Origin of the sequence: Streptomyces antimicrobicus, from assembly GCF_020532625.1 — a bacterium.
Classification (GTDB): Bacteria; Actinomycetota; Actinomycetes; order Streptomycetales; family Streptomycetaceae; genus Streptomyces; species Streptomyces antimicrobicus.
The window spans coordinates 1-14,515 of the sequence record NZ_JAJAUY010000048.1 but is presented as its reverse complement, the minus strand read 5'-3'; the positions used below and the strand labels follow the sequence as shown (position 1 = coordinate 14,515).

General features: G+C 74.2%; 11 protein-coding genes and 1 riboswitch. Of the genes, 6 read left to right on the top strand and 5 right to left on the bottom strand.

The genetic code is table 11. The annotated features are described in order from the left end of the window. The gene (gene ribD / locus LG632_RS14575; RefSeq protein WP_308108441.1) at positions 1-1,113 is read right to left on the bottom strand and encodes a bifunctional diaminohydroxyphosphoribosylaminopyrimidine deaminase/5-amino-6-(5-phosphoribosylamino)uracil reductase RibD; all 1,113 of its coding nucleotides are present in this window, start codon (positions 1,111-1,113) and stop codon (positions 1-3) included. Between the two features lie 165 nt (positions 1,114-1,278). Beyond that, a riboswitch (FMN riboswitch) is annotated at positions 1,279-1,409 on the bottom strand. 335 nt (positions 1,410-1,744) lie between these two features. On the opposite strand from ribD, the gene LG632_RS14570 reads away from it, so the two are divergent. The 3 genes from LG632_RS14570 to LG632_RS14560 all read left to right on the top strand — a co-directional run bounded on the left by LG632_RS14570 (position 1,745) and on the right by LG632_RS14560 (position 5,932). Continuing rightward, positions 1,745-4,087 carry a chitinase C-terminal domain-containing protein gene (locus LG632_RS14570; RefSeq protein ID WP_226727474.1) on the top strand — a complete coding sequence of 781 codons (2,343 nt, stop codon included), beginning with the start codon at positions 1,745-1,747 and terminating at the stop codon, positions 4,085-4,087. A gap of 146 nt (positions 4,088-4,233) precedes the next feature. Further along, positions 4,234-5,124 (top strand): RNA polymerase sigma-70 factor, encoded by an 891-nt coding sequence (locus LG632_RS14565; RefSeq protein ID WP_226727473.1) that lies wholly within the window; start codon positions 4,234-4,236, stop codon positions 5,122-5,124. A gap of 58 nt (positions 5,125-5,182) precedes the next feature. Next, a complete protein-coding gene (locus LG632_RS14560) occupies positions 5,183-5,932 on the top strand; it encodes an SDR family oxidoreductase (protein WP_226727472.1) in 750 nt (249 codons plus the stop codon). Positions 5,933-5,987: 55 nt separating this feature from the next. On the opposite strand, the gene LG632_RS14555 is transcribed toward LG632_RS14560, so the two are convergent. Then, the gene (locus LG632_RS14555) at positions 5,988-7,151 is read right to left on the bottom strand and encodes an ROK family transcriptional regulator (RefSeq protein WP_226727500.1); all 1,164 of its coding nucleotides are present in this window, start codon (positions 7,149-7,151) and stop codon (positions 5,988-5,990) included. A 103-nt stretch (positions 7,152-7,254) separates the two neighbouring features. Here LG632_RS14555 and LG632_RS14550 point away from each other — a divergent pair, with 103 nt between their 5' ends. The 3 genes from LG632_RS14550 (at position 7,255) to LG632_RS14540 (ending at position 10,745) form a co-directional block, all read left to right on the top strand. Then, positions 7,255-8,469, top strand: a complete 1,215-nt coding sequence (locus LG632_RS14550; RefSeq protein WP_226727471.1) for an MFS transporter — start codon at positions 7,255-7,257, stop codon at positions 8,467-8,469. A gap of 117 nt (positions 8,470-8,586) precedes the next feature. After that, positions 8,587-9,999, top strand: coding sequence for a uracil-xanthine permease family protein (locus LG632_RS14545; protein WP_226727499.1), 1,413 nt, complete (start codon positions 8,587-8,589; stop codon positions 9,997-9,999). 77 nt (positions 10,000-10,076) lie between these two features. Next, a complete protein-coding gene (locus tag LG632_RS14540; protein WP_226727470.1) occupies positions 10,077-10,745 on the top strand; it encodes a DUF5995 family protein in 669 nt (222 codons plus the stop codon). A 110-nt stretch (positions 10,746-10,855) separates the two neighbouring features. Here the strand turns inward: LG632_RS14540 and LG632_RS14535 are convergent, their stop codons facing one another. From LG632_RS14535 to LG632_RS14525, 3 genes are all read right to left on the bottom strand, one after another. Beyond that, the gene (locus LG632_RS14535) at positions 10,856-12,553 is read right to left on the bottom strand and encodes a flavin monoamine oxidase family protein (RefSeq protein ID WP_226727469.1); all 1,698 of its coding nucleotides are present in this window, start codon (positions 12,551-12,553) and stop codon (positions 10,856-10,858) included. Between the two features lie 84 nt (positions 12,554-12,637). Next, entirely contained in the window at positions 12,638-13,444 is an 807-nt protein-coding gene (locus LG632_RS14530) for a carbon-nitrogen hydrolase family protein (protein ID WP_226727468.1), read from the bottom strand. Between the two features lie 157 nt (positions 13,445-13,601). Then, on the bottom strand, positions 13,602-14,348 hold the full coding sequence (locus LG632_RS14525; protein WP_226727467.1) for an SAM-dependent methyltransferase: 747 nt from the start codon (positions 14,346-14,348) through the stop codon (positions 13,602-13,604). Positions 14,349-14,515 lie beyond the last annotated feature (167 nt).

Below are 14,515 nucleotides of genomic sequence, written 5' to 3'. Positions count from 1 at the left end.
TCAGTGCTCCTTGGGGACGGTGGTGGGGACGGCGGTGATCCGGAGGTCGGGGCCCAGGCGGACGGCCTCCGTGAGGTCCAGGCGCAGGGCCTGGGCGATGTTCGTGACGCCCGCGTCGGCGAGGGCGGCGGGGCCCGCGCCGAGCAGGGCGGGGGCGAGGTAGCCGACGACGCGGTCGACGGCGCCGCCTTCGAGGAAGGCTCCCGCGAGGGTGGGGCCGCCTTCGAGGAGGACGGAGCGCACGCCCCGGGCGTACAGCCGGCCGAGCAGGTCGTGGACGCCGATCCGGCCGTCGCGCAGGGGCAGCCGGAGCAGCTGCGTACCGGCGGGCAGGTGCCGGGTGTCGGCGTCCTCGGCGACGACGAGCAGGGTGGGCGCCGCGTCGTCGAGGATGCGGGCGGTCGGCAGGACCGAGGCGCGGGGGTCGAGGGCGACGCGCAGCGGCTGGGTGGCGCCGTCGATGCCGCGGACCGCGAGGTGCGGGTCGTCGGTGCGCAGGGTGCCCGCGCCGACCAGGACGGCGTCGGACTCGGCGCGCAGCCGGTGGACGTCGGCCCGGGACGCGGCGGAGGTGATCCAGCGGCTGGAGCCGTCGGCGGCGGCGCTGCGCCCGTCGAGGGTCGCGGCGTACTTCCAGGTGACGTGCGGGCGGCCCAGGCGTACGGAGGTCAGCCAGGCGATGTTGCCCGCCTCGGCCTCGGCCTCCAGCAGCCCGCCGGTGACCGCCACCCCGGCCGCGCGCAGGGTGGCGGCACCGCCGCTGGCCTGCGGGTTCGGGTCGGGGACGGCGTAGACGACCCGGCTGACGCCGGCCTCGACCAGGGCCTGGGCGCAGGGGCCGGTGCGTCCGGTGTGGTTGCAGGGCTCCAGGGTGACGTACGCGGTGCCGCCGCGGGCGGCCTCGCCGGCCGCGCGCAGGGCGTGGACCTCGGCGTGCGGGCCGCCGGCCCGCTCGTGCCAGCCCTCGCCGACGACGTTCCCGGCGGTGTCGGTGACGACGCAGCCGACGACGGGGTTGGGGCTGGTGGAGCCGAGGCCGCGGGCCGCGAGGTCGACGGCACGGCGCATGGCGCGCTCGTCGCGCGTGGCGTTCGCGTCGGCGGATGTCGCCACCGGGTCCTCCTGCCTCGTCGGGCACGGACTCCGGGGCCTGTCGGGACACGACAGATGGAACGGGACGAAGCGGCCGGGGACGCCGAGGCCGAGGGGGCGGATCCGTCGTGTGCACGGAGCACGAACGAAGGACCGCCGGCGGAGCGGCGTACCGGTCACTGCCCGCCGCGCACTGCCTCCCATCCGGACTTTAACCGTCGGTCCAGGAATTTCACCTGGTCAACCGGCCGCTGGCTGCGGTCGGGTCGCGGACTGTAACCGCCGGTTCGGACTTTCACCGACCCCGGAGTGCGCTGCTACTGGTACTTACGGCCAGTGTGCCACGGCCGATCGACACCCATGCGGGTGACGGGCTGTGGCCTGGCTCACAACCTTCGCCGCGCGAGTCGGGCGCGACCGCGGCGGGAGCGGGGCACGAGCGGGACACGCGCGCGGGGCGGGCGCGGGGCGGGCGCGGCGGAGGCCCGACCCTCGGCTTTGGTCCAGACCTATTGACGGGTTGGTCTAGTCCTTTTAACGTCTCCTTCATCTTCCCCGGGAGACAGCCCGCCAGATGTGCGCACGTCACGGGCCAATGAGCGCCACTTTTCCGCAAGTTGTGTCCGTCATCCTCCCCTCCCCAGGAGGCACGATGCTGTCCCCCACGCGTACGAGAGCGATGCTCATGGCATCCGGCGCCGCCATCGCCGGACTGCTGCTCGGCGGGCTCTCCTCCGGCGTCTCGCACGCCGCCGAAGACTGTCGCCCGGACGGGCTCCACCGCACCGCGGGCGTCGACGTCCCGTACTGCACGGTCTACGACTCCGAGGGCCGCGAGAAGATGGGCGCCGACCACCAGCGCCGCGTCATCGGCTACTTCACCGGCTGGCGCACCGGCAAGGACGGCACCCCCGCCTACCTCGCCAGCGACATCCCGTGGTCCAAGGTCACCCATCTGAACTACGCCTTCGCCCACGTCGGCGGCGACAACAGGATCTCCGTCGGCGCGGACGGCCCGAACAACGCCGCCACCGGGATGACCTGGCCGGGCGTCGCCGGCGCCGAGATGGACCCGGCCCTGCCCTACAAGGGCCACTTCAACCTGCTGACGAAGTTCAAGAAGCAGTACCCGAACGTCAAGACGCTGGTGTCCGTCGGCGGCTGGGCCGAGACCGGCGGCTACTTCGGCGAGGACGGCAACCGGGTCGCCTCCGGCGGCTTCTACTCGATGGCCACCAACGCCGACGGCTCGGTCAACCAGGCCGGCATCGACACCTTCGCCGACTCCGCGGTCGCCTTCGTCCGCCAGTACGGCTTCAACGGCGTCGACATCGACTACGAGTACCCGACGACGATGAAGGACGCGGGCAACCCGCTGGACTGGCAGCTGGCCAACGGCCGCCGCGCCGGTCTGGTCCAGGGCTACGCGGCCCTGATGAAGACGCTGCGCGAGAAGCTCGACCGCGCGGGCGCCGCCGACGGCCGGCACTACCTGCTCTCGGTCGCCGCCCCCTCCTCCGGCTACCTGCTGCGCGGCATGGAGACGTTCCAGGTCCAGAAGTACCTGGACTACGTCAACATCATGTCCTACGACCTGCACGGCGCCTGGAACGAGTTCGTCGGCCCCAACGCCTCCCTCTTCGACGACGGCAAGGACGGCGAGCTCGCCGCCGCCGGCGTCTACTCGACCTCCCAGTACGGCGGCATCGGCTACCTCAACACCGACTGGGCGTACCACTACTTCCGCGGTTCCATGCCCGCGGGCCGGATCAACATCGGCCTGCCGTACTACACCCGCGGCTTCAAGAACGTCCAGGGCGGTACCGACGGCCTGTGGGGCAAGGCGGCGGCCACCAGCTGCCCGGCCGGATCCGGCCTGACCAAGTGCGGTGACGGCGCGGTCGGCATCGACAACCTGTGGCACGACAAGGACACCAACGGCGCCGAGTCCCCGGCCGGCTCCAACCCGATGTGGCACGCCAAGAACCTGGAGAAGGGCGTCGTCGGCGACTACGTCACCCGGTACGGCTTCCCCGCGAACACCACCCTGACCGGCACCTACGTCCGCAAGTACGACGCGACCCTGGTCGCCCCGTGGCTGTGGAACGCGCAGAAGAAGGTCTTCCTGTCCACCGAGGACGAGCAGTCGGTGGCCGCCAAGGCGGACTACGTGGTCAGCAAGGGCATCGGCGGCACGATGGTCTGGGAGCTGGCGGGCGACTACGCGTACAACGCGGCCAAGGGCCAGTACGAGCCCGGTGACACCCTGACCACCACCATGTACGAGAAGTTCAAGTCGGCCTCCCCGTACGGGGCGCGGAAGGCGGGCTCGGCCCTGCCCACCCAGGCCCTGGACATCGACGTGCGGTTCACCGACTTCAAGCTGGGCGACTCGAACTACCCGCTCACCCCGAAGATCAAGATCACCAACAACACCCGGTCGACGCTGCCGGGCGGCACCGAGTTCCAGTTCGACTACGGCACCTCGGCCCCGGCCAACGCCTCCGACCAGTCGGGCTTCGGCGCCAAGGTGATCAGCAGCGGCCACACCGGCAGCAACGTGGGCGGGCTCAAGGGCGACTTCCAGCGCGTGTCACTGAAGCTGCCGGCCTGGCAGTCGCTGGCCCCGGGCGCCTCGGTCGACCTGGCGTTCAACTACTACCTGCCGGTGTCCACCCCCTCCAACTGGACGGTGTCCGTCGCGGGGACGACGTACGCCCTCGCCGGGGACCTGGCGCGCGGCACCACGGTCGGCGAGCCGGGCGGCGGCAGCACGCCGCCGACGACCCCGCCCACGACGCCGCCCACCACTCCCCCGACCACCCCTCCGGGCGGCACCTGCACCGGCCCGGCGTACGTGGCCGGCCAGGTGTACACCGGCGGCTCGGTGGTGTCCCACAAGGGGCACACCTGGAAGGCGCAGTGGTGGACGCAGAACGAGGAGCCCGGCACCACCGGGGAATGGGGCGTCTGGAAGGACCAGGGCGCCTGCTGAACGGGCCGGCGCACCGGACCGGCCGCAACGGGCCGGCCGCAACGGGCTGACGACAACGGGCCGGGCCCGCACCGGCCGACCGGAACCGGCTGACCGGGAGGGCCCGGTGGCACCGTGCCACCGGGCCCTCTGGCACGCTCACGTCCATGGTCACTCCCACCGACGTCGACGTCTTCGAAGCACACCGCGGCCGGCTCTTCGGCATCGCCTACCGGATGCTCGGCTCGGCGGCCGAGGCCGAGGACCTGGTGCAGGACACGTACCTGCGCTGGAGCGCCGCCGACCGCCGCGAGGTCGAGCACCCCGGCGCCTGGCTGGCCAAGGCCGTCACCCACCTGTGCCTGAACCGGCTCGACTCCGCCCGGGTCCGCCGCGAGAGCTACGTCGGCCCGTGGCTGCCGGAGCCGGTGCTGACCTCGGACGGCGCGCTGGGGCCGCTGGAATCGGCCGAACAGCGCGACAGCGTCTCGCTCGCCCTGCTGGTGCTGCTGGAGCGGCTCACCCCCGTGGAACGGGCCGTCTACGTGCTGCGCGAGGCCTTCGCGTACAGCCACCGGGAGATCGCGGGGCTGCTGGACCTCACCGAGGCCAACTGCCGCCAGCTGTACCACCGGGCCGGCCGGCGGGTGGCCGCGCCCCGGCCGCGGGTCACCCCGGACCCGGAGGAGCTGCGCGGGCTGCTCGACGCCTTCCTCGCAGCCGCGCAGCAGGGCGACATGGCCCGGCTGGAGCGCATGCTGAGCGCGGACGTGACGTACGTGTCGGACGGCGGCGGCGTGGTCAACGCGGCGCGGCGGCCGGTCCTGGGCGCGCAGAAGGTGGCGCGCTTCCTGGTCGGCGCGATGGGCAAGTACGTGGCGGGCGTGCCGGTCGGCCACCAGGAGGTCAACGGGGCCCCGGCGCTGGTCTTCGGCGAGCTGGCGGTCGTGGTCGTGGAGTTCGACGACGGCCTGGTCAGCGGCGTGCGCGCGGTGGTCAACCCGGAGAAGCTGGGCTTCCTGCGCCGCCAGCTGTCGTCCGGCCCGTCACATCCGTGAGGGCTGTCCGGTCCTTGCTGACGACCGTGTGCCGCACGGCTCGGAAAGGACGGACACCATGAGCACCATCATCGTCACCGGAGGAACCGGAACCCTCGGCTCGCTCGTCGTGGAGCGGCTGCGCGCGGCGGGCCACGCGGTCCGCGTGGTCAGCCGCCACGCCCCGCAGTACCCCGTCGACCTGCGCGACGGCACCGGCCTGGACGCGGCCCTGGCCGGTGCCGACACCGTGGTGCACTGCGCCAGCAGCCCGCGCGGCGGCGACGACCGGGCGGCCCGGCACCTGGTCGAGGCGGCCCGGCGGGCCGGGATCCGGCACCTCGTCCACATCTCGATCGTGGGCGTGGACGTGGTCCCGCTCCGCTACTACACGGTGAAGCACCGGGTCGAACGGATACTGCAGGAGTCCGGCCTCGGCGTGACGATCCTGCGCACGACCCAGTTCCACGACCTGGTCGCCCAGGCGGCCGCCACGCTGGCCCGGCTGCCGCTCGTGCTGGTCCCGGCGGGGGTGCGGTTCCAGCCGGTCGCGGCCGAGGAGGTCGCCGACCGGCTCGCCGAACTGGCCGTCGGGGCACCGGCGGGCCGCGTCCCCGACATGGGCGGCCCGCACACCCGCACCCTCGCCGACCTGGTCCGCGCCTACCTGGCCGCGCGGGGCTCGCGCCGCCGCGTCGTGGAGGTCCCGCTGCCGGGCAAGGCCTACGCCGGCTTCCGGCGCGGCGGGAACCTGGCCCCGGACCACGCGGTCGGGCACGGCACGTTCGAGGCGTACCTCAGGGCGGACGGGGCACGGCGGCGGCCCTGAGCCGGGGCCGCCCCGGACCCTGGGGGGCCGCAGCCGGCCTGCGGGGCCGCGCGGGTCACGCCGTGGTGAACAGGGTGTCCTGGGCCGCGTCGCGGGCCGCCAGGCGGGCGCCCTCCAGGACGGCGTCGTCGCCGAGGGCGGTCGCCCGGACCTCGGTCGGGACCGGGGTGAGGTCGGTGAGCCGGGCGGCGACGCGGGCCGCCAGGGGCGGGCCGCCCGCCAGGCCCAGGCCCCCGGCCAGGACCACGCAGCCGGGGTCGAGGACCGCCGCGACGGCCGCCGCGCCCAGGGCGAGGCGCTCGGCGAGGGCGTCCAGGAACGGCTCGCCCGCGCCGCCGGCCACCGCCTCCTCGGCCGGGCCCGTGAACCCGTGCTCCGCCGCGAGGGCGGTGACCGCGTCGCGGCCGACGAGGGAGTGGAAGCCGCCCCCGCAGTCGGCGGCCGAGGGCAGCCCCACCGTGCCGGGGACCGGCAGGAAGCCGATCTCGCCGGCGCCGCCCGAGGCGCCGCGGCGCAGCCGGCCGTCCAGCACCACCGCCGCGCCCACCCCGGCGCCGAGCCACAGCAGGACGAAGGAGTCCAGGTCGCGGGCGGCGCCCAGGCGCTGCTCGGCGACGGCCGCCAGGTTGGTCTCGTTCTCGACCAGGACGCGGGCGGGCAACTGCCGCTGGAGCGCCGCGACCAGCTCGCGGTGCCAGGCCGGCAGGCCGGTGGTGTCGCGCAGTTCCCCGGTCGCCGGCGAGACCAGGCCGGGGGCGCCGACGGCGACGGTGTGCAGCTCGTCGGCGCCCGCGACACGGGCCGCGCGCCGCAGTTCGGCGACGGCGGCCTCAGGCGCGTCCACCGGCAGCGCCGTCCGGGTCAGCGGACGGCCGAGCAGGTCGGTGACGACCGCGGTCGCGCTGTCGGTCCGTACGTCGAGGGCCGCGAGGAAGGCGCGGCGGGCGACGATCCCGTACAGCCGGGCGTTGGGGCCGCGCCGCTGCGCTCCCGACTCCCCCACCACCTCGATCATCCCGGCCCGGGCGAGCCGCTCGACGAGGTCGGCGACGGTCGGGCGGGACAGTCCCGTGCGCGTCTTGAGCTGAGCGGCGGTCAGGGGGCCCTCCTCCTGCAGGAGTCGCAGGGCCAGCCGGTCGTTGATCGCCCGGGCCGTGCTCGGCGAGGCCGGGGACGGCCCGGTCGGCGGGGCCGGGGTGGACGGCCCGCGCGGCGCCAGGGCCGCGGGGGGCGGGGGGAGGGCGGGGGTCACGGGGTCATCCTAGGCAGCCCGGTCAGGGAGTCGCTATCTATCAGGCAGGGTCCCTGATAGTTTACGGCTCATGACCGCGGAACCCGCTCCCGCCCCGCGCCGGCTGCGCCGGGCCCGCCTGTCCATCGCCGCCGTCTTCTGCGTGCACGGCGCCGTCACCGGCAGCTTCGCCACCCGGATCCCCTGGATCCAGGACCATGCCGGGCTCGACGCGGGCGCCCTGGGCCTGGCGCTGGCCTGCCCGGCCCTGGGCGCGGCCCTGGCGATGCCGCTCGCCGGGCGGATCAACCACCGGTTCGGCGCCCGCACGGCGCTGCGCGGCCTGCTGGCGCTGTGGACGCTCTCGCTGATCCTGCCCGGCTTCGCCCCGAACCTGGCCGCCCTGTGCGCGGCGCTCTTCGTCTACGGCGCCACCTCCGGCATGTCGGACGTGGCGATGAACGCCCTCGGCGTGGAGACCGAGAACCGGATGGGCCGCTCGATCATGTCCTCGCTGCACGGCATGTGGAGCGCGGGCGCCCTGCTCGGCTCGGCCGTCGGCACCCTCGCCGCGCACGCCGGGGCCGACGCCCGGCTGCACCACCTGCTCGCCGCGCTCGCGCTGACCGCGGCCGGGCTGGCGGCCGTGGGCGGGGTGCTGGACCCGCCCGGTGACGCGGACGCTCCCGCGCCCCCGCACTTCGCCCGGCCGCCCCGGTCCGCGCTGCTGATCGGCCTGGTCGGGTTCGCCGCGGTCTTCGCCGAGGGCGCGAGCCTGGACTGGTCGGGGGTCTACCTGCGCGACGTCCTGGACACCGGCGCCGGGCCGGCGGCGGCGGCCACCACCGCCTTCGCGCTGACGATGGCCGTGGCGCGGCTGGCCGGCGACCGGGTCGTGGACCGGTTCGGGGCCGTGCGCACGGTCCGGGCGGGCGGGGCGCTGGCGACGGCCGGCGGCCTGCTGGTGGTGCTGTGGCGGCAGCCGGCCGCCGCCCTGGCGGGCTTCGGGCTGATCGGACTGGGGGTCGCCGTGGTGGTCCCGCTGGCCTTCGCGGCGGCCGCCCGCAGCGGACCGGCGCCGGCCCAGGCGATCGCGGGCGTCGCGACGATCACCTACACCTCGGGGCTGATCGCCCCCTCGGCGATCGGCGCGGTGGCGGACGCGACCTCGCTGGTGGTGTCGTTCGGGCTGGTCACCCTGCTGGCCTGCACGCTGATCATGGGAGCATCGGTGCTGGGCCCGAAGCGGGCCGCCGCGGCCGCCCCGTCCGACAATCGGGACGAACCCGCCGCTGTCCGGCCGTAATATGACGTCGGCCGTGCGGCCGGGAAGGCTGTCGTGGCAAGGACCGTGGCGCCGCGGCGCGCGGCCTCGGCGATCCTCCCCCCCCATCCGGCCGGCGAAACGGAGTAGAACATGGGCCTGGGCCTCGGCGTGCGCTGGACCCTGCACGGAGACGGGCGGACCCCCGCCCCCGGCGCGGTGGTCCGGCCGGACGAGCGGCTGAGCTGGCCGCGCACCGCCGGGCTCGGCGCCCAGCACGTGGTGGCGATGTTCGGTGCCAGCTTCGTCGCCCCGGTGCTCATGGGGCTCGACCCGAACCTGGCCATCATGATGTCCGGCTTCGCGACCATGATCTTCCTGCTCGCGACCCGCGGTCGGATCCCGTCCTACCTCGGCTGCTCCCTGTCGTTCGTGGGTGTCGCCGCCGCGATCCGGGCGAGCGGCGGCGACAGCGCGACCGTCACGGGCGCCGTCTTCGTGGTCGGCGCGGCCCTCTTCCTCGCGGGCCTGGCCGTGCAGCGCTTCGGCGCGCGGATCATCCACGCGGCGATGCCGCCGGTGGTCACCGGCGCGGTGGTGATGCTGATCGGCTTCAACCTGGCACCGGTCACCGCCGCCACGTACTGGCCGCAGGACCAGTGGACGGCCCTGCTGGTGATGCTGTTCACCGGCCTGGCCGTGGTGTGCCTGCGCGGCTTCTGGTCCCGGATCGCGATCTTCCTCGGGCTGCTCTTCGGCTACGGGCTCTCCTGGGTCCTCGACCGGGTCCTCGGGAAGATCCACTCGCCGCTCGGCGGGACCGAGGCCGTCGACCACTGGCGGCTCGACCTGTCCGGCGTCGCCGAGGCCGACTGGATCGGCCTGCCCTCCTTCCACGCGCCGTCGTTCGAGTGGTCGGCGATCCTGGTGGCGCTGCCGGTGGTGATCGCGCTGATCGCGGAGAACGCCGGGCACGTCAAGGCCGTCGGCGAGATGACCGGCGACCCGCTCGACGACAAGCTCGGCACGGCCGTCGCGGCCGACGGCGCCGCCTCCATGCTCTCGACCGCGCTCGGCGGCCCGCCGAACACCACCTACTCCGAGAACATCGGCGTGATGGCGGCCACCCGCGTCTACTCCACCGCCGCCTACTGGGCCGCGGCCTGCTTCGCCCTGCTGTTCGGCCTGTGCCCGAAGTTCGGCGCCGTGGTGGCCGCCGTCCCCGGCGCGGTGCTCGGCGGGATCACCGTGATCCTGTACGGCATGATCGGGCTGCTCGGCGCGCAGATCTGGCTGAACGCCCGGGTGGACCTGCGCAATCCGCTCAACCTCGTGCCGGCCGCCGCGGGCATCATCATCGGCGTCGGCGGGGTGAGCCTGAAGATCACCGACAACTTCCAGCTCGGCGGGATCGCCCTCGGCACCCTCGTGGTGATCACCGGTTACCACGCCCTGCGCTTCTTCGCCCCCGCCCACCTCAAGGGGCAGGAGCCGCTGCTGGACTCCGGCACCTCCGCCTACGACGACGGGGCCGAGGTCGCCGCGGAGGCCGAGCGGGACACGCGTCCCTGAGCGGGCTTTCGCCCGAACCGGCGAAGCACCCGGCCAAGTTCCGCCGCGCGGCGCCCGTCCCTGAGAACCTGCCTCCCATGGACGTGGTGCTCGCGCGGATGCGCGACCTGGACCGGCGGCTGCCCGCGGACGACGGGGTGGCCGTCTTCAACCGGGTCTACCTGACGGTGACCGAGGCGCTGCACCGCCGTATCGCCCGCGGGGAGTTCCCCGTGCCGCGGCGGGCGGCGGTGCTCGGCGTACGCTTCGCCGAGCGCTATCTCGACGCCGTCGCGGCGGCCGCCGAGGGACACCGGCCGCCGGCCTGCTGGCGGCCGCTGCTGCAGTACCGGCGCCATCCCGGCGTGCACCCGCTCCAGTACGCCCTGGCCGGGATCAACGCGCACATCGGGCACGACCTGGCGCTGGCGGTGGTGGCGGCCTGCCGCACGCTGGAGTGCGCGCCGGGCGACCTGGAGGGCGACTTCGACCGGGTCGGCGAGCTCCTGGTCGCCCTGGAGGAGCACATCCGCGAGGAGCTGATGCCGGGCCCGGACCTGCTCCAGATCGCCGACCCGCTGACGCACCTGGTGGGCTCCTGGAGCCTGGAGCGGGCCCGCGCGGGCGCCTGGGCCGGGGCCCGGATGCTGTGGACGCTGCGGGAACTGCCCGAGCTGGCGGAGGAGTTCACCGAGTCCCTGGACGCGGGCGTCGGGCTGATCAGCCGCTGCCTGCTGACCCCGACCGGGCTGACGCGGGCGGCCTGAGCGGCGTACGGCGGCAGGCCGAGCGGCACAGGACCGGGCATGGAGACGGGCCGCCACCGCGCTCGGGGGAGTTGCGCGGGGCGGCCCGTGTCTGGGGGGAGCGGCGGAGGTCAGTCCTCCGGCAGCTCGACCGGGGCGATCTCGTCGAAGACGTCGCCCGGACCCGGGTTGGTCGGGTCGGTGGCGCCGCCGAGGTGGTGCATGACGCCCCAGACGGCGTTCAGCGCGGTCTGCACGGCGCCCTCGGCCCAGCCGGCGGTCCAGGAGATGTCGTCACCCGCGAGGAAGATGCCCCGCTTGTCCTCGGGCAGGCGGTCCTGCATGAAGTGGGTGTACAGGCGGCGCTGGTAGCGGTAGTGGCCGGGCAGGTTGGCCTTGAACGCGCCCATGAAGTAGGGCTCGTTCTCCCAGGAGACGGTGACCGGGTTGCCGATGATGTGCCGGCGGATGTCGACCTTGGGGTAGATCTCGCCGAGGGACTTCAGCATGACCTCCATCCGCTCGTTGGCGGACAGCGGCAGCCACTTCAGGCTGTCGTCGCACCAGGTGTACGACAGGCAGATCACGGCCGGCTGGTCGGGGCCGTTGTCCAGCAGGTAGGTGCCGCGGGTCATCCGGTCGGTCAGCGTCATCGACATGACGTCGCGGCCGGTCTCCTCGTCCTTGTCCAGCCAGAACGGCCGGTCCACCGGGACGAACAGCTTGGAGGACTCCATGTAGTGGGTGCGCTCCATCGCCGTCCAGTGGTCGATGGGGAACAGCGAGTCGTCGCACTCGATCTTGGACAGCAGCATCCAGGACTGGGCGGTGAAGATCGCGGCGCGGTAGGTGCGGATGTCGCCGGAGGAGTCGGTGACCGTGATGCGGTTGCCGGCGGTGCGGTGCAGGCGGGTCACGGCCGGGCGCGGGGTGCCGCCGTGCAGCGAGGACAGCGAGGTGCCCTGGGCCCAGTGGACGATCTTCTCGGGCTCGCGCTCCCACAGGCGCAGCGGCAGCTGCTGGGAGCCGCCGACGATGCCGCGGTGGTGGTCGTCGGCCTCGGTGTAGACGACGCGCAGGATCTCCAGGATGGAGTTCGGGAAGTCGGTGTCCCAGCCGCCGGTGCCGAAACCGACCTGGCCGAAGATCTCGCGGTGCCGGAAGGACTTGAAGGCCTGGGACTCGCACAGGAAGCCGTAGAAGGTCTGGTTGTCGAGCTTCTCGACGAGCTTGGCCCAGATCTCGCGGATGCGCGGGACGTCGCGCTCGCGCATGGCCTGGTTCATGTCGGAGAAGTCGGCACCCTCCTCCAGGCAGGCGTTCCAGGCGGCGGCGACGTCACGGTAGACCTGGGGCAGGTCGTCGATGGTCTCCGCGTAGTGGGACTCGCCCTTGAGGTCGACCACGGTGGAGGGGGTGGCCTCGGCCAGCGGGTTGGGGAACGGCTGGGTGGTCAGGCCCACCAGGTCGATGTAGTGCTGCAGGGCCGTCGAGGACGGCGGGAAGCGCATGGCGCCCATCTCGGCCGTCAGGCCCTCGGTGCCCTGGCCCTCGAAGCCGACGGTGCGCAGCCGGCCGCCGATCTGGTCGGCCTCGTAGACGACGGGCTTGAGGCCCATCTTCATCAGCTCGTAGGCGGAGATGATGCCGGACAGGCCGCCACCGATGACGGCGACCTCGGTGCCGTGCTCGGTCGCGGGTATCTGCCCCAGGCCCGCGGGGTGCGCGAGGAAGTCGTCGTAGGCGTACGGGAAGTCCGGGCCGAACATGGTGATCGGCGGCTGACCGTCGCTGTGCGGGACGGCGGTGGTGGGCACCGTGGACGTCATGATCGGCTCCTAGCGGGGGTGTTGCGGGGGGAGGCAGGCAGGCGGGGGTACGGCCCGGGCAGGGGGTGCGGGGCGGGCCGGGGGTCAGATCAGGGAGGCGTACAGCCCGGGGCGGCGGTCGCGCAGGTACGGGTTGTTCTCGCGGGAGGCCACGAGGCGCTCGGGGTCGACGTCGCCGAGCACCATCTCCTGGCCGCGGCCGGCGCGGGTGCGGGTGGTGCCGTCGGGGCTGGCGAGGCAGCTGAGACCGACGAACTCGAACTCGCCCTCGGGGCCGGTGCGGTTGACGTACGCGATGTACATCTGGCTCTCGAAGGCCCGCACGGGGACGAGCTGCTCGGCGACGAACTGGAAGGGGTGCATCTGGGCGGTCGGCACCAGCAGCAGGTCCGTGCCGGCCAGGGCGTGGGCGCGCACGTTCTCCGGGAACTCGACGTCGTAGCAGATCATGATCCCGATGCGCAGGCCCGCGTACTCGGCCTGGACGACCGGGGTGTCGCCGGGGGTGAAGGCGTCCTGCTCGAAGCAGCCGAAGAGGTGGGTCTTGCGGTAGTTCGCGAGCGCGGTGCCCTCGGGGCCGACGAGCTGGGCGGAGTTGAAGACCGCGCCGGTCTCCGCGTCGCGCTCGGGGTAGCCGTAGAGGACCGCGAGGCCGTGCCGGCGGGCGATCTCGCCGATGGCGCGGGCGGACATGCCGTCGCGGGTCTCGGCGTAGGAGGGGACGTCCGCCAGGTCCAGCGCGTAGCCGGTGAGGAACATCTCCGAGGTCACGAGGAGCCCGGCCCCGCCCCGCGCCGCGCGCTCGGCGGCCTCGTCGAGCTCCTTGAGGTTCTCGGCGACGTCGCCGAGCCTTCCGGAGCTCTGGAGGAGGGCGATGCGCAGCGGGGGCATGGGCGTACCTCTGTGGCAGGTGGGGTGTGTGCGGTCCTTAGAAGGTACGTTTCGCCGTCCTGCCGCAACAAGGCGGGGATGTTGCGTCCCACTGAACGAATCGTTGCGCGTTCCGACCGTTCGACGGCGATTTGTTGCGCACCCGCCCTCGGCATGATCAGCGGCGCAGCACCAGCGTGACGAAGCCCCAGACACCGCGGTAGGTCGTCAGCCACTCGGTGCGGTGCGCGGTGGCCGCGGCCAGCGCCTCGGCGTGGTCCGGGTGCTGCGGATGGTCCAGCGCCCAGGCCGCCAGGGAGCCGGTCCAGGACCACTCGTAGTCGTCGAGCTCCTCGCGGCTGCTGACGTGACCGTACACCGGGGTCCAGCCGGCGGCGGTGACCAGGTCGAGGGTGCCGGGGAGGTCGGCGTGGTCGCCGAGCAGCTCGACCACCTCCGGGCCGGGCGGGCGCTCCCAGTAGCCGTGGCCGAGGACCAGGTGCCCGCCGGGAGCCAGGTGCCGGCCGGCCGCGTCGAGGGTCGCGGCCAGGCCGCCGCCGAAGGCGTGGGTGGCGCCCACGCTGAGCACGACGTCGTACGGGTCCGGGTCGGCGTGCTCCGCCGCGGGGACCTGGTGCAGGGACAGGCGGCCGGTGAGGCCGCGGGCCTCGGCGGCGGCGCGGGCGGCGGCCAGGGCGGGCGCGGAGACGTCGACCCCGTGGGCGGTGGCGGTGGGGTGCGCGGCAAGGGCCCGCAGCAGCCATTCGGCCCGGCCGCAGCCGAGGTCGAGGAGGCGGGGGGAGCCCGCCGCCCCGGCGGGCAGGGCGAGGGCGCGCCCGATCAGGCGCTCGACGGCGGGGTCGCCCACGGGGGCGGCGACGGGGTGCCCTGCGTGGGCGAGCTGCGACCTGGTTTCACGATCCATGCCGCGAACCTTGTCCGAGGCGGGCACCTAACCGCATCGGATTTTCGGGGCGGGGGCGGCGGCGGGGGCGGGCCGCCGCCGCCCGATCCGGCCGGAGCCGGGGGCGGGGCGGGGGCGGGGCCCGGCCGTCCCCCGCCCGATCCGGCCCGATCCGGCCCGATCCGCCG